Here is a 13,785-nt window from a genome sequence, read left to right on the forward strand (position 1 = left end):
GAGCCCTTCAGCAAGACGAGCGACGAAGCCTGGTTAGCCCCGAAGGTCTACCGTTGCCCAGCATATCAATCATTTATCACAACAATACTTTCGGCGATACTACCCTTTCCAGCCTTCAGATTCAGATCCATGGACCAGGGACAGTAGTGCTCCGGAGGTGATGAGCCTCCTTGCGGCAGTCACACGGTAGATGAGCCGTCATGCGAACCAGGCAATCGCTACGCACGACCTCCAAACCACCAGAGGACACGGCTTGTTGGCCCAAGCATTGTTCATAAGCAGCATATGAGCCCCCTCTCAGCCCCTGAGACAGTGGCCTCGCCTTGCCCCCCCCCCCTGTCTCGACACCTCTTGGAGCACCTGCCTCTCGCCCGGCTTGGGGTCGAGTGAGGTTAGAGTAGTAAAAACTGCGCAGGGGATGACAACGCGCAGGCTCTCAAACGGAAATTAAGGGGAACCGCATGGCTCATGACACAGACTCGCAGAAGATCAGCTTGCCCGAATGGCTGTCCATCAATCCTTGGGCGATCGTCTTGGTCGTCACTGCATTGATTGCAGGTATTCTCATGGGAGCACAACACAGCAAGGTTCCAGAGCTTGCCAACGTCATTGTCGGCCCGGCCGTAGGTTCGTTCCTTGCAGTTGGAGCTGGTGCATGGCTCGCGAATTGGCAGGAGCGCCGAAAGCGCACCGAAGCCAAAGTCTTCATCGCGCCTATCTTGGGTGAGATCACCCAAGCCATTGAAGGCGCCATCAACGGTTACGCAAATTACGAACGGCTTCTTCAGGAGCATAGACTCACCAAGCCAGCTCCAAAGGATGGACGGGTCGCCGCCGCCTCTTGCTTAGCAAAGCTTGAGGAAGAGGGCCACAAGATCAATCGCCGGCTGCACCAGCTCCAGACGGCCTTCAACTCCGTGGGCTATCAAGGCAGTGTTCTGTATGCAGACGCGCTGGAGATCCTCAAACGAATCCAGTCACGACTGGACAAGCACTCAGAGGAAATGGGGGAAACGGACGCTGACATTTCCGAGCGCACCGTCGGCGACCTCATTGATCTGTGGCGCTGGTCCGATTCCCTCAAAGCAACGGCCGTGTCTGGAAAATACACACCATCGATTCGGCCATTGCCCGATGGGGTCCGAAACGATCACCGCTGGAGTGCTAGCACGCCGTCCTGACAAATTTCTACTTGCAATCCAGATCGAGAGCGACCGTCGCGTTGCCCAAGTTGCTGGGCAACGTGGCCTTGCAGACCCCTTCCACCTCCACCGTCTGGCCGGGGCGCGGCTGCTTCAGGTAGAGCACCCCGTCATAGCCCACCTGGGTGGTCTCGGTCGCCGTCTTGGCCACCGTGCCCGCTTCGATGGCCGAGCCAGTGAGGCGGAAGGTGCGCGCGGCCTCGGTCAGGACCGGGAAGGTAAGGTGCATGCCGGCTTGGCGGCCAGCGGTGGCGGCTTGCTCGATCTCGGCCAATTGGGTGCCCAGTGGCAGCGCCCGATCGTCTACGCGGACCTCCGTGGGCACCATCGGGGTCACCTCGCCCACCACCAGGCGGCCTTGGGCGTTGGTCTTCCCCACCAATCTGCCGCCCACCCTCACCGGCACCCCGGCTTGGCCGGGCACGTCCACCACGGCGAAGGATTCGGCCGGACCTAGGAACGTCACGCCCTGGCGGTCCAGGTGGACGGCACCGGCCATCGAACCGGAAGCCCAGGTGCCGCTGGGCCCGTGCTCGGCGTTGATCTGGGCCCACCCTGCCCGGGTGGTCCAGTTGGCGTTGGCCCGGGCGGTCTGGCCAGCCGCTCCCTCGTCCACCGAAGCAGACAAGCCGACAGGGGTTCCCAACACCGTGGGACGGGCGCGTCCTTGGACGGCCCAAGCGGTGGCATCGGGGGCTTGCCGGGCCCTAACGCTCACGCCCTTGCCCCGGCCGAAATCGTAGCTGTAGCCCACCTCCACCCGGGTTTCCTTGCGCTCCAGATCGCGCAACGCGGAGACGGCCACGGTGTGCCCGTAGCCACGCCAAGTCAGCCCGGCGTCGGCGTAAGCGGTGCGAAAGCGTGGCGTGCGCACGTCCGAATAGCTGGCCCGAAGGGACCACTGGGGCGTGGGCCGCCAGAAGACCGAGCCTCGGGTGCGCTGCTCCACCTCCACCGCATTGGAGGCGCGCAGGCGCCAGTAGTCCTGTTGGCGCTCGTGCTCCAGGCGCACGCCAAACCCCGGGCCGCGGTAGTCGTAAGCCATGGCCTGCCGTTGGCCGCCTTGGGTTGACGTGCCCACTTCCAGATCCAGCGTGCCGTAGGTGCCAAGCACCGTGGTGGCCCCCAACGCCACGTTGGCCTTACCGTTCGATGAGGTTTGGGCGGTGCCGCGCAGGCTCCACCGGTCATTGAGGCCCCAAGCCACCGCCCCGGTCGCGCCCAACGCTCCATAATCGCTCTCCCCTTGGCGCACACGGCCGGCGGCGACTTCCCAGGTGGTGAGCCCTTTGCGGAGCAACGTGGGGGCGACGTAGAAACGCTGATCGCTCACCACGGTTTCGCGGCCGTAAGGGTCTCGCACCACCACTCGGGTTTGCTGCGCACCGGTGCCCAAGGCGCTGCCATCGGCCGTGAACGGCCCCTTCCCCACCTGGCCCTGCAGCACACGGGCGCGGTTGGCCAGGACTTCCACCGTGGCCGGATCGAGCGCCACGCCACCGAGCATCGGGACGGGATAGGTGGGCGTCAACGGGTCCAACGCCCGCGGGTCCTTGGCCACGCGCATCCCAGCCAGGTTGACCGGAGAGGACGACGGACCAGCGAACACATCGCCGGCCTGGTAAGTCACCAAGCGGTTGGGATCGTCTTTCTGCCAGCGCGTCACGCCGCGAACGTAGCCGGTGCCCGACGCGTCGGTGTTGACCTGCCCGCTGGTGCTGACAACGCCCCAACGGCCCGCCTTGCGGACTTCGTGCCCCAAGGAGAGCGCCTGCTGTTGCTCGGACACCATGCCCGCCACGCTGTAGTTCACCAGCACCCCGGGAGCGGGCGGCGCGATGGGGCCGCGCTCGGCGCGGACACGGGCCACGCGCTGGGCTTTGAGCCGGTCTGCCGGCAAGTCCAGAGCGACCGTGGCGCTGGCCTCGTCCACGGCAAAGCCCACGCCCAGCGCCTGGGCGCTCATCGGATCCGTTTGACCCGGTGGAAGCTGGAGTCCGACCTCGCGCCACGTGGCCGGCTCGGCGAACCACTGACCGCCTTGCTGCCAGAACGTGAGCGGATCCGCCTTGGCCTTGCCGCCGATCACCGGCACCAGGAACGCGGGTGCCACGCCTTCGGGCACCGCTGCGCTGGCCGACGATGCAGCCAGCAACAACAACGCCAAGGCGTGGCCACGCATGGATCACCGCCCCACAGGGACGGTGACGGGCTGGCCGTTGACGGTGATTGAAAGGTTTTCAGCGCGCTGCCCGGGCTGGGCCTCGTAGGTCATTGAGGCCCCCGGCAGGGTCCAACCCAACGCACCCTCGCGCCACGGCTTGCCACCAGCCGGGCCGATGGACGACACGCGGGCGGCGGTCTGGCCGTGGTTGGTCAGCCGGTAGCCCTTGGGCACCGCCTGGACGGTCACCTGGGGGACAGGCGCGTTGGCGACCTCAAAGGCCACGGGCAAGTCCTGGTTGACCAGCAACTGGACGCCTTGGACGTTGGGAGCCCTGAGCTGCATTAGCAGGACGCGGTAGTAGCGCCGCTCGCCCAGCGCGCCCACCCTCATCAACCGGGCGGTGCGCTTGGATTGGGGCGGGACGTCCACGAAGGTGGGCGCCCCCACGATATCCGTGGTGGGTGAAAACACGTTCTGCCCTGTGGCCTGATCCCACCCCACGGCTTTCACCTGGTAACGCACCGACGCGTCGCCGCTGTTGTGCAGGGTCACGGCGACGTGCTTGGCCGAGGTATCGGCCATCAGGGTGGTGGGGCCGACGGAGATGGAACCGGCGGACGCCGAAAAGGACAGCAAGGACGCGGCGGCCACGGCCAAAAAACGTTGGGAATGGGTCATGGGGTCTCCTTTAGGGGCGTCTCCATTCAAACTAGATCGGAATACCATTCCGTCAACCCATACCTACTCATCTTTTCGGCAACAAAAAGCCCCCGGGGCAAGCCGGGGGCGTCGGGACAACCGATGGGGATCAGTTGTAAGTGGCGGTGACGGTGACCGTGTCGGTGTAGTTGCCGCCCACGGCCTGCTTGAGGGCCAGGAAGCGCACCGCGTAGTTGTAGCTCTGGACGGTGCCGTCGCCAACGCCGGTGAACGCGTCGGTGTCATCCCCCCATACTTGGCTTCCCTGCGGGTCCTTGAAGAAACCGTAGGGGATGTAAGCCCCGGCGCCGTTGGTCACAGCCCGATAGGTCCCATACCCGGACAGCAGGCCGAAGTTCTGCCCCTGGCCCGGCGAAATGGAGTAAGTCGTGCCCGCGTTGCACACGATGCTCAGCCCGGAGGTGCGGGCGGCAGCTTCGGAGATGCCCGACCAGTCCATGCCTTCGATGGAGGTCACGGACAGCTGGCAGGTGTTGGTCAAGGTGCCCTGAATCGTCAGGTCCGCGGTGGTGTCGGCGGCGAACGCGGGCACTGCAAGCGAAGCCAGGGCGATGGGCAGAAGGGCGCGAAGGAAGGTCTTGCGTGTCATGGGTATCGTCTCCTTGAGAGGGATTGAGTGGGGATGAGTAGCCCCAGAATGGGCCATCCCCTTACCGATACCTCGAATCTGAAAACGCGCAAGGGTGGGCATTGAGCCAGCGGTCAGAGCCTGGCTCGTTTGCCACCGGCCGCTGACTGTCTCCATAACCCATCCAGCTCACGCGCACGGTGCTGAGCCATTGCCTCCTGAATCATCCGCTGAAGGACGAACGCAAACGCGTCAGTCACAAAAACGCCCACGCCGATCCCGCAATCATCCGGCAAGCTGGAAATCTGTTTTATCGATGGCTGGTGAATGACCTCGTCGAGCTCAGGGGGCAACGGGTCCACGAACGTGTCAATGAACGCCCTCACCTCGGTTTCGGCTGCTTTGCAAAGGTCGGCGTCAGTGAGCAGCGCCCGCAAGTCGGCAAGCGTGGGAAGCCACACCGTATTGAAGAGCGGGCCACCCACCGAGGGACTGACGAAATGGATGCCGTGAAGCACGGATGCCCTCTCACTCTTTCCGAGCTCTCCGTCTCCCCAATAACCGTTCATCGGAGGAGTCACGTCACCCATCATTAGCCAGTTCTGCGCGCCGCCCCTGCTCTTCTCGCCAGCACTTGAGCAGGTGTTTGTAACCGGGCTTGGCTTGGGGGACGTGGAAGGATCGTCCGTAAGTGTTGACCTTCCCGCCGTTGTGGAGCTCGACGGCATGAACCGCGGTCCAAGTGGTCGCCCAGCCCAGGCTGTCGTCCTCTTCAAAGCTGACGGGCTCCAAGGAGACCGCTGCATAATTTTCAATCAAGCCGGGATTCAATCCCAACGCGATCATCTTGGTTTCGTTGGTTGTGACGGTTGCGCTCATGTGACACCTCTTGGCTTGGTCGGCGGCATTGCCTACCCCTTAATTCAAGGTAGATCGCCCTGGAAATTTGTCCACGGCCTTAGTGGACAAAATCTTGACTAAAAGCAAAAAATGCGGCGCTAAGGCCGCAGTTTTTCCTAACATCACTTATCGCGCCGAAGGCGTTGGTGCTTTCCATCCATGCGGATGCTTTTTCAGATGCCGGCGCGCAGCGGCCGCCGGCGGCTTCCGCCGCAGGTCTTTGCTTTAAAGGGGGTGGTCACACCCACCCTCGTGAAGCCATCGACACGTGCGAGGTGCCCGCGATCACAAGGTGATCCAGCACTCGAATGTCGAAAAGGGCAAGGGCCTGCTTGAGGCGGTCGGTGATGGCGCGGTCGGCAGCGCTGGGCTCGGGGTTTCCGCTGGGGTGGTTGTGAAAGAAGATGACCGCGGCGGCGTTGTGGTCCAACGCCTTCTTGGCGACGATGCGGGGATGGACTTCGCACCCATCGATGGTGCCTTGAAAGAGGTGCTCGGTGGCAAGGATGCGGTGGCGGGCGTCCAGGAACACCGTGCCAAACACTTCGTGATCCAGGTGCGCGCAGCGGGCAGTGAGGTAGTTGCTGGCACTGGAGGGGTCGGTGATGGCCTCGTGGCGCTGCAGGCGACGCTCCAAGATGTGCGAGGCGGCCAAGAGGATGCCCTCATCGTCCATGGCCAGCTGGTATTGGGCCCGAATGTCGTTGGCTCGCTTCACTTGCTTTCTCCACCGGCGCGGGATTAGCGACGGGCGGGCGTGGTGTCTGCGGCGGAGGCGGTCAGTGGGAGCAGGCCGACAAGGGCCAGAGAAAGAACCAAGACGCGCATGAGGCCTCCTTTCATGAATGGGTTGCACTACCCATAACAAAAGGTTTGGTTTGCGCAACGGGATCTAGAAAAGAAAAAGGCGGCTTTCGCCGCCTTTCCCTTGGGCTTAGAAGCGCGCTCGCAAGCGAGGGGCTTCCTGGGTTTGGCTGTCCTGCCCGTGGGCCTTCATGGCCGCACCAACCTGGCGTTTGGCATCGGCCCCAAACCCGCCTTCCGGTGGCTTCCAAGCGTTGGCGGGCGGGAGCAGGCTGACCAGGAGCTTGGCCCTCTCTTGAGCCCGCAAGTCGTTGAAAAATGGCTTGCCGCTGTTGATCGGCGCTTCGCCCTTTTGGTTTTGGATGTGGGGATCTGCGCCCGCCTCAATCAGCGCACTCCAGACAGTGGCATCGCGGCCCGCATGAAGAGAGGTATTCCCGTTGTTGTCTTGGGCGTTCATATCCGCCCCTGCCTTGGCGAGCGCTTCAATCGTCTCTGGAAAAATCGCACGGTGGATCGGCGCCTGGCCGTCCATTCGCCGTGCAATGACGTCTGCGCCTGCACGGGTGAGCAAGGCCACCGCCTCGGGGTCCCTGGCTATATGCAGCGGTTGATTCCCCTGGTCATCGCTCGCCGCGGGATCAAGGCCTGCTTTCAGAAGTTCCTTAAGCGCGCCCGTGTTCGCCTCGAAGAGAGGGGTTCGCCCTCGGTTATCCCGGGCTAGGATGTCTGCCCCGGCCGCAATCAAGGCGCGGGCCTCCGTCTGCCCGGTTGCTCGGAAGAGAGGGGTTTGCCCTTCATTATTCCTCGCGCTGACATCCGCTCCCGCCTTCAGCAACGCTTTGAGACTGTCGTTGTGTGCGCCAAACAACGGGGTGTTCCCTTGGGTGTCGCGAGCGTTGATGTCAGCGCCAGCCTTCACGAGCTCCCTTAAAGCCCCTTCGCTCGCTCCGAAAAGGGGCGTTTTCCCTCGGTTATCGCGCGCATGAATGTCTGCCCCGGCCGCAATCAACGCCCTGGCATCCCCTTGCCCTCTCGCGTTAAAAAGCGGTGTTTCCCCTTGGTTATTCTGCGCATTGATGTCTGCCCCGGCCTTGATCAGTTCAATCACGGCTCCCTCGCTTGTCACAGAATGAAGCGGCGTATTTCCAAGGCCATCCCTCGCTTCGATGTCAGCCCCAGCATCCAACAGCCTCCGAACTTCGCGCGGGTGATGCGCATCATGAAGTGGCGTTTGATCCAGCCAATCTTCATCCCTTGCGTTCACATCAGCGGGGATTTTGGTAAGCCCGATTTGCTTCAGAAGAACGTCTTTGAGATTCGAAATATTCAACCCACACCTCCACAATAGTATTTTGACCTCCCACCATTAGCAGAAAATCAGAACCTCGCAAGGGAATTAAATAGAAGAAGACGGCTCTTGCCGCCTTTCTTTTTCCATGTCAAAACCGTTGTCGGATTCGAGGCTTCTGGCTTCCCTTTCCTCACCCTGGGCTTTCATGGCCGCACCGACTTGACGTTTGGCGTCGGCCCCAAATCCGCCTTCCGGTGGCTTCCAAGCATTGGCAGCGGGAAGGAGCTCGTCAAAAAGCTTGGATCGGTTGTGGGCACGAATGACCTGATCGGATTGATCATTACCTGGCCGCCCCAGAAGATCCGTGGGCGTTGTTCCTTCTAAATCGGGATCCTGAGGCGTGCGTCCAGCCTTGAGCAGGTCACCGGCCCATTCTGCATCGCCGCATGCAACAGCGAAGTGGAGCGGATACTCGGTCGCGGCCGTCAGGAAGGCCTCGTAGTCTTGCCGCTGTCGATGCGGGCGTCCTCCTTCCACTCATCTTAATTTGTCTCGTCGTCCCAATGCTCGTCAAAAGCGGCCTGGCGGAGCTCGTCGGGTAATCCCCCCATTTTTAGCAGCGGCCAAAAGTAGAAATAGGGATGGTCTGATCAATTCACACTGAGTCGTGGGTTTTCAGCGCCGGAGTCATCCTGGGCCTTCAGACGCGGCGGACTGCCATGTTTTCCGCTCTCGAAGTGCCCTTGCGGGCACCTCAAGACGGAGTTACCCCTGTGCCGCCAACAGCTTCCGGCGCACCATCCACAGGTTGGACAGCGCGAACAGGGTGAGCACCTGTGCCGTGTTCTTGATCAAGCCGAGATAGCGCACCTTGGTGTAGCCGAACTGCCGCTTGATCACCCGGAACGGATGCTCGACCTTCGCGCGCAGACTAGCCTTGCAGCGCTCCCAGCGCTCAACCTGTTCGAGCTCACGCGCGTTGCCAATGGGGAATTCAACCGGAGGATTGAAGAACGGGCTTGAAGGCTTGAGGATGAGCTACCTGGACCCGCAAACCGTCACGAGACCCCGATGGACTACCCTGACCTTGCCCCCCTGGAGGAAATCTCCGGTCCGTTCGCCCTTCTTTCGAAGGGCCCAAAATTCATCGCCGCCTGGCTTGCCAAGCGCACTGAGGAGCGCTACCGGGAGTTCACCCGTGCCGCGCTTGAGGGTCAGGTGTTCCCCGAGAACGCGGAGGCCATGACCTCGGAAGATTTTCTGGCCATGCTGCGGGCATTGGAGATGGACATCGAGGCCGAGAAGGCCACCGTCTATGGCCGCCTTGCCTGTTCAATCGCTACCGGCAAAACCGCAGGCCATCTCAAGCGCCACTTCATTAAGGCGCTGAGCGACCTGTCGTTTGGCCAGGTCGATCTTCTGCGACGCGCTTTAATCACCGAGCGTCACCACGTGTTTCCTGGCACCGGCGGGGGTAACCTGGACCCAAAAGAATTCCTTGGACTGCAGTCGAAAAGCAGCATCAATCGCCAGACCTTTGAACGCTGGGGCCTGATCGAAGAGAAAGGACTGAGCCTCGCAGGCCGACGGTTCGTGGAGGCTTGTTTTACCAGCGATGAGTTGGCGCCCTCCTCAGTGGGCTTTCAGGAATGGGCCAAGGGTCGCATCCACATCGTTTGCAACGAGATGGGCGCGCCGAGCTGCCACAGCGTCCTGGTCCAACTGACCGAAGATGGGCACCGCCGGGCCATCCATGTCCACAACAGCGCAGCACTTCGGGGACGCTCCAACCGCCTGCTGACACCCGGCCCCGTCATGGTGGTCCTTCTCACCGATAAACCCCAGCGTCTCGCCGACGAATGGACCACGGTGGAAGACACCATCCGAGGAAGAGTCCTGGCCGTGGTGGCCACGACCGATCCGAATGCGCCGTTGCCCGTCGCCATGACGGGCTTGGAACGCATAGATGCGTCACCGGACCGTGCCGCAGAAGCCGTGACGGCGATACTGGAGCGCTTTGAAGCAAAAGGGTTACGGGGCACCTGAGACCGCGATGTTAAACCCGATTCGACCGGTCATTGGAAGTGGCCGCCAACTTTCTGGCGGCCAACGAGCACTACTTACAGACCAAACGAGGCTTCACGGACAGCGACTTGCATGCCGGACAGAAGAGCCCCAAGTTGATCTTCCGCTGAAAGTGATGACTGCACTTCTCGCAAACAAAAAGGTAAGGCGCCCCTGGAACGAAGCCGGGCATCACTTTCCTTCCTTGCGCTTGAAAATGACCTTTCCGCCAGCCTCGTATTCCACATCGTAGCCTTTGTAGATTGCGAGGATCAAAGAGAGACCAAGGCTTGCGGCGGTGATGATGCCGATGATCTCGACTCCAGTGACTGTCGCGACCGCCCCCAGGCTGAGCGTGCTGAGCCCAGCCGTTACTGGAGCGAGCCCAACTGCAGCAACGATTGCTGCAACACCGACGGCACCAAGCTTGGCGAACTTGCGCGTCTTCTTCAGGTCGTCTGCCAACTTGCCCACAACCACAATCTGCTGCGCCTTTGCATTCTTGGCCGCTTCCAGCTCATCCCGCGTCCTTACTGTCACGCTTGCCATAACGCCCCCTGTTGTTAGCAATACCAGTGATGGATACCCTGGGCAGGATAGCCGAAGGGAACACCGTGTTCCTAGCAGCAATGATGGTGCCCAACTGTCTCTCCAGCTGAGACACGAACTCAACGCATCCGCTGCCACGGGTCGTCCTTGGGAGCCTCCACCGTAACCTCGGCAACGTCGTCTTCAGCGCGCCATGCCTTCCCTTCGAGCACCATGGTGGGACCCCTGGAACGTGCGATGGCGGCCTCTTTGGCGGTCGGCGGGTTCCATGACCGATGCTCCTCTAGGTAGCGCTCCGTGGACGGCCTCAACGGCAGGCCACCGCTCGGCAATGGCAACGTCCGATCATGGCGTTCGTCTTGCTGACGGGCATAGGCGACTTGCTCGGGCTCCCCAAGCGCCTCTCGGTGGGCATCCAGCAAGCGATCGACAGCGTCCACGTCCCCGCGGGCATGGAGCGATTCGGTGTAAAGCGCTTGAAGCAACGGGTCACGCTCTTCGTGAATCTCTTCGCCTGTGTCTTCGCCTTGGAACAGCCCATCCTGGCGTGGGCGGGCGTCGACGGGGTCTGGGCGCAACCGACCGTGACTCGTTCTCATGCCCGCCTCCGCGCCAGCCCGCTGCCGTGAAGCAGCCCGCATGCGATCGAATAAACGACAAGAGCCAGCGTGGATGACAGGTATAGGTTGGAAGGATCCAACCAGACTTGGCTCACCACGTGCTGTAGCTGGTAAGCCAGCAGTGCCAAGCACGCGTAGAACACGGCCAAATGCCACATCAACGCAACCACGGATGGGGCGTCCTCTTGGCCGGCTTGGAACGCCTCCCAGCCCCTGCGTGCGCTGCGGGCTTTGGACGCGCACAGCCACGCGATTCCGAAGGTGATCGCAAACATGGCGAGCTCAAACAGCACGACCACCAGAATAACGGTCATGGGATCCTCCTCTGGGTTGGGAGCAGGCCATGGGCCTGCAGGTAAGCGTGGACTGCCTGTCGGGTCACGCCCAGGCGCTTGGCAATTGCAGGGCCGTTGTTCCCCTGCTCCAGGAGGCGCACCACCAGAGCGTGTTGGTCAGCCAGTGGGCGCCGGGGCTTTTGACGCAACCCCAGGTGGGCCAGATCGGCGCTCACCACGGGCGATGGAACGCCCAGGGCTTGGGCGATGGCGGCGCGGCCGTGTCCCTCTCGGACCATCCGGGCGACTTCGGAGCGGCGGTGGGCAACGGATGGCCGCTTCATGAGCTCAACCAGAAGCCCGCAAGCCGTGCCTTCGCAATACACGCCTCCACCAACGCGTTCGCTTTTGTGCATCCTTACGGCCCCACGCGCACGCGAGCGCTGTTGTTGTCCGACCGGGCATTGATGCCAATGGCACAAGGGCTTCCGCACGAATAATCGCCAATGCGCACCGGCGAAGCATCAAGCGGCACCACCCGGGTCTTCTTACCCTTCCCCACCAAGAAGACCCGATCACCTTCGCGCACATCCACATCGGCGTCTTGGACCACCGCGAGGACGCGCTGGCGGCGATCGGACAGATCGCGCACGTAGATCTCCACCGCACGCCGGCCGCTGAGGCCCTTTTGAACCGCGGTTCCGGCAGCCGCACCGATGACGCCACCGGTCACCCGGGCTGCATTGCGGTATTCCCGGTTCTTGACCTGGTTAGCAGCCCCATAACCAACGGCCGACCCGATGGCGGAGCCGGCGTTCAGACGCTGGTCGGACGTCAGTTGAACCGTGCGAACCATCAGGACCTCGCCCAGTCGGGCGTCCTGGACGGATAGGGCCTCGGACGAACCGTAACGGCGAGCGGAGGTGGAATCGGCGGCAAAGGCGGCCGGAGCAGACAACGCCAATGCAAGGGCCAGAACGATGGGTTTCAAGGTGCACCTCCATTTCGTGAGTAGGTTCACCTATGCATAGATCGATTCTGGGAATGCGCAAGGGGGGGGGCTTCGGAGCGCGGTTACACAGACTGCAGTCCGCGTCATTAAATTGACGGAAAAGCGACAAAATGAAGCATATGGACAGAGATTGATGCTCAGGCGATGATTCTGCCCACAACTCAAAACCAACAGGGAAATGTATGGCAAGGAAGAAGAGTTCATCGGCCGCAGGTGCCGCGATTTCGACCGGCGGCGGAGCCGTCGCTGGCGCAACTTCTGCGATCCTCGGCGTAACCAGTGGTGCAGCGGCCGGGACCGCCGGTGCAGCCGCCGTGACCTCCGGCTTGGCAACCGTCGGGAGCGTTGTGGGCGGTGGCATGCTTGCTGGACTGGGGGTGGTCGCGGCTGCACCAATTGCGGGTGGTGCGGCGATGTTCGGCGTCTACAAGCTCTACCAGCGCATGGCATCCAAGAAGTAACCGCTCTGCCTGGCCCACTGCCACAAGCGGTTTCCCTCTACGTCGCGCAGGCTTCGTCAATGTCTGCAAGTGGCCATCCAAGCTAGCAACCTTGGTGGCCGCTCTTACCAACTTGTGGCTCAAGCCCTTGGACCAAAAGGCCACGTTGACCTCAATGCCCCGCTGGCGCAGCCAGAGTGCGGCGTGACGCTCAAACCCGAGCGCACTGAGGCCGTTCATGCAGGGCTAGCAGCCGGCGGAGTGCGGTGCAGTCCGCGCCTACACGTTGGGATGCACGATGGGTTCGCGCATGCTCGATAGCACACGGATCGGAATTTCTGTTACTGCACGTAGATCAGACTGGCCATTTCTTCCCCTTTCTCTCTCGCCCCTCCGCGTCTGGCAAGGAATCTGAAACCGGCAAGCTCTCCTGTCGTGCAATGTTCCTGATCGACATTCAACCTGTGATGATGTGGGAACGCTCTCCCTCAACCTGCCAAACCGTCTACGGAACTGGCAAAATTGCAGGATCACTCACAGGGGGAAATTGGATGTCCGACACAACCTACAGCCACCGCATCCTCAAGACTTATGGCCTGCTGGTGGACTTCGAAGGTAAACCACGCCTCAAGAACGTTCCGTCGCCTCTAACCGGTCAAAAGAAGGCAAAGGAGACGATGGAAAAGTGGACGCAGCGAGTGCTGGGGGATGAGGTCAGCAAGGTCCGCGTCTACCGACCGGCACGCGTTAAAAGTGACACACTCATTGCCAGCCTTACAGACACGCACGACGCCAAGCTGGTGCGTGACATTGTTCGCGGCGCCGTTCGCAAGAAGAGCAAATCAGCGAAAGCAAAGATTGAAGAGATCAAGGTGGAGCACGCCGCCGAGCTTAGAAAGCGCGGAGCCACCGCGAGAGAACTTCGGAAGGCACACGAAGAAGACCTGTCGGGAAAGCTCGATGATATCTTGGCTGCGACGGCCTATCTGCCGTTAGACGACCTTCAGGACTTGGTGGTGGAACTGGGAGAGGACTTGAGCCCATCGGTCCGCAACTGGGCACTTGCCCTGGCTCCGGCCAAGGATGCTGACGAGGTTTCCGTCATCGACGTTCTCAAGCAGATGCTCCTGCGCATGGACGTGCTGTCGAAGAATAAATAACCAGAATTTG

General features: G+C 61.7%; 16 protein-coding genes and 1 pseudogene. 5 read left to right on the top strand and 12 right to left on the bottom strand.

Features of this window, described 5'->3' with window-relative positions; genetic code table 11:
- The first annotated feature begins 461 nt into the window (after positions 1-461).
- A complete protein-coding gene (locus tag AB839_RS08070) occupies positions 462-1,181 on the top strand; it encodes a hypothetical protein (RefSeq protein WP_049430732.1) in 720 nt (239 codons plus the stop codon).
- A gap of 7 nt (positions 1,182-1,188) precedes the next feature.
- On the opposite strand, the gene AB839_RS08075 is transcribed toward AB839_RS08070, so the two are convergent.
- From AB839_RS08075 to AB839_RS21050, 9 genes and pseudogenes are all read right to left on the bottom strand, one after another.
- A complete protein-coding gene (locus AB839_RS08075) occupies positions 1,189-3,384 on the bottom strand; it encodes a fimbria/pilus outer membrane usher protein (protein WP_061478949.1) in 2,196 nt (731 codons plus the stop codon).
- 3 nt (positions 3,385-3,387) lie between these two features.
- Complete coding sequence (locus AB839_RS08080; RefSeq protein WP_061478950.1) at positions 3,388-4,047, bottom strand: fimbria/pilus periplasmic chaperone; 660 nt, start codon at positions 4,045-4,047, stop codon at positions 3,388-3,390.
- Between the two features lie 130 nt (positions 4,048-4,177).
- Positions 4,178-4,678: a spore coat protein U domain-containing protein gene (locus AB839_RS08085; RefSeq protein WP_061478951.1), complete on the bottom strand. Its 501-nt coding sequence runs from the start codon at positions 4,676-4,678 to the stop codon at positions 4,178-4,180.
- Between the two features lie 113 nt (positions 4,679-4,791).
- Entirely contained in the window at positions 4,792-5,247 is a 456-nt protein-coding gene (locus AB839_RS08090; RefSeq protein ID WP_125892007.1) for a hypothetical protein, read from the bottom strand.
- On the bottom strand, positions 5,240-5,536 hold the full coding sequence (locus AB839_RS08095) for a hypothetical protein (RefSeq protein WP_049403041.1): 297 nt from the start codon (positions 5,534-5,536) through the stop codon (positions 5,240-5,242). Before AB839_RS08095 ends, AB839_RS08090 begins: the two co-directional genes overlap by 8 nt.
- Before the next feature lie 259 nt (positions 5,537-5,795).
- Entirely contained in the window at positions 5,796-6,275 is a 480-nt protein-coding gene (gene radC, locus AB839_RS08100; RefSeq protein ID WP_061478952.1) for a DNA repair protein RadC, read from the bottom strand.
- A gap of 216 nt (positions 6,276-6,491) precedes the next feature.
- A complete protein-coding gene (locus AB839_RS08105) occupies positions 6,492-7,694 on the bottom strand; it encodes an ankyrin repeat domain-containing protein (protein ID WP_075677511.1) in 1,203 nt (400 codons plus the stop codon).
- A 66-nt stretch (positions 7,695-7,760) separates the two neighbouring features.
- Positions 7,761-8,192 carry a hypothetical protein gene (locus tag AB839_RS21510; protein ID WP_125892011.1) on the bottom strand — a complete coding sequence of 144 codons (432 nt, stop codon included), beginning with the start codon at positions 8,190-8,192 and terminating at the stop codon, positions 7,761-7,763.
- 228 nt (positions 8,193-8,420) lie between these two features.
- Positions 8,421-8,612 (bottom strand): annotated as a pseudogene (locus AB839_RS21050) (transposase); the annotation flags it as partial.
- A 114-nt stretch (positions 8,613-8,726) separates the two neighbouring features.
- Here AB839_RS21050 and AB839_RS08115 point away from each other — a divergent pair.
- Positions 8,727-9,701 carry a hypothetical protein gene (locus AB839_RS08115; RefSeq protein ID WP_006375894.1) on the top strand — a complete coding sequence of 325 codons (975 nt, stop codon included), beginning with the start codon at positions 8,727-8,729 and terminating at the stop codon, positions 9,699-9,701.
- Between the two features lie 210 nt (positions 9,702-9,911).
- Here AB839_RS08115 and AB839_RS08120 read toward each other — a convergent pair whose 3' ends face one another.
- Positions 9,912-10,268, bottom strand: a complete 357-nt coding sequence (locus AB839_RS08120; RefSeq protein WP_006375896.1) for a hypothetical protein — start codon at positions 10,266-10,268, stop codon at positions 9,912-9,914.
- A gap of 347 nt (positions 10,269-10,615) precedes the next feature.
- Here AB839_RS08120 and AB839_RS08130 point away from each other — a divergent pair, with 347 nt between their 5' ends.
- A complete protein-coding gene (locus AB839_RS08130) occupies positions 10,616-10,897 on the top strand; it encodes a hypothetical protein (RefSeq protein ID WP_061478953.1) in 282 nt (93 codons plus the stop codon).
- On the opposite strand, the gene AB839_RS08135 is transcribed toward AB839_RS08130, so the two are convergent.
- Both AB839_RS08135 and AB839_RS08145 read right to left on the bottom strand, forming a co-directional pair.
- Positions 10,864-11,202 (bottom strand): hypothetical protein, encoded by a 339-nt coding sequence (locus tag AB839_RS08135; RefSeq protein WP_032971199.1) that lies wholly within the window; start codon positions 11,200-11,202, stop codon positions 10,864-10,866. The two genes, AB839_RS08130 and AB839_RS08135, sit on opposite strands and share 34 nt — an antisense overlap.
- A gap of 379 nt (positions 11,203-11,581) precedes the next feature.
- Positions 11,582-12,154, bottom strand: a complete 573-nt coding sequence (locus AB839_RS08145) for a hypothetical protein (RefSeq protein ID WP_061478954.1) — start codon at positions 12,152-12,154, stop codon at positions 11,582-11,584.
- Positions 12,155-12,357: 203 nt separating this feature from the next.
- Between AB839_RS08145 and AB839_RS21055 the strand changes: the two genes are divergently transcribed.
- Positions 12,358-12,636: a hypothetical protein gene (locus AB839_RS21055; RefSeq protein WP_006375898.1), complete on the top strand. Its 279-nt coding sequence runs from the start codon at positions 12,358-12,360 to the stop codon at positions 12,634-12,636.
- A gap of 419 nt (positions 12,637-13,055) precedes the next feature.
- Positions 13,056-13,775: a hypothetical protein gene (locus AB839_RS08150; protein ID WP_024956731.1), complete on the top strand. Its 720-nt coding sequence runs from the start codon at positions 13,056-13,058 to the stop codon at positions 13,773-13,775.
- Positions 13,776-13,785: the final 10 nt, after the last annotated feature.

The sequence above is a fragment of the Stenotrophomonas sp. DDT-1 genome, from assembly GCF_001580555.1.
GTDB classification, from domain to species: domain Bacteria; phylum Pseudomonadota; class Gammaproteobacteria; order Xanthomonadales; family Xanthomonadaceae; genus Stenotrophomonas; species Stenotrophomonas sepilia.

What these genes read in the sequence shown, in the direction of transcription:
- AB839_RS08070 (WP_049430732.1), top strand. Translation starts at nt 462, where the DNA reads ATGGCTCATGACACAGACTCGCAGAAGATCAGCTTGCCCGAATGGCTG.
- AB839_RS08075 (WP_061478949.1), bottom strand. Translation starts at nt 3,384, where the DNA reads ATGCGTGGCCACGCCTTGGCGTTGTTGTTGCTGGCTGCATCGTCGGCC.
- AB839_RS08080 (WP_061478950.1), bottom strand. Translation starts at nt 4,047, where the DNA reads ATGACCCATTCCCAACGTTTTTTGGCCGTGGCCGCCGCGTCCTTGCTG.
- AB839_RS08085 (WP_061478951.1), bottom strand. Translation starts at nt 4,678, where the DNA reads ATGACACGCAAGACCTTCCTTCGCGCCCTTCTGCCCATCGCCCTGGCT.
- AB839_RS08090 (WP_125892007.1), bottom strand. Translation starts at nt 5,247, where the DNA reads ATGGGTGACGTGACTCCTCCGATGAACGGTTATTGGGGAGACGGAGAG.
- AB839_RS08095 (WP_049403041.1), bottom strand. Translation starts at nt 5,536, where the DNA reads ATGAGCGCAACCGTCACAACCAACGAAACCAAGATGATCGCGTTGGGA.
- AB839_RS08115 (WP_006375894.1), top strand. Translation starts at nt 8,727, where the DNA reads ATGGACTACCCTGACCTTGCCCCCCTGGAGGAAATCTCCGGTCCGTTC.
- AB839_RS08120 (WP_006375896.1), bottom strand. Translation starts at nt 10,268, where the DNA reads ATGGCAAGCGTGACAGTAAGGACGCGGGATGAGCTGGAAGCGGCCAAG.
- AB839_RS08130 (WP_061478953.1), top strand. Translation starts at nt 10,616, where the DNA reads ATGGCGTTCGTCTTGCTGACGGGCATAGGCGACTTGCTCGGGCTCCCC.
- AB839_RS08135 (WP_032971199.1), bottom strand. Translation starts at nt 11,202, where the DNA reads ATGACCGTTATTCTGGTGGTCGTGCTGTTTGAGCTCGCCATGTTTGCG.
- AB839_RS21055 (WP_006375898.1), top strand. Translation starts at nt 12,358, where the DNA reads ATGGCAAGGAAGAAGAGTTCATCGGCCGCAGGTGCCGCGATTTCGACC.
- AB839_RS08150 (WP_024956731.1), top strand. Translation starts at nt 13,056, where the DNA reads ATGTTCCTGATCGACATTCAACCTGTGATGATGTGGGAACGCTCTCCC.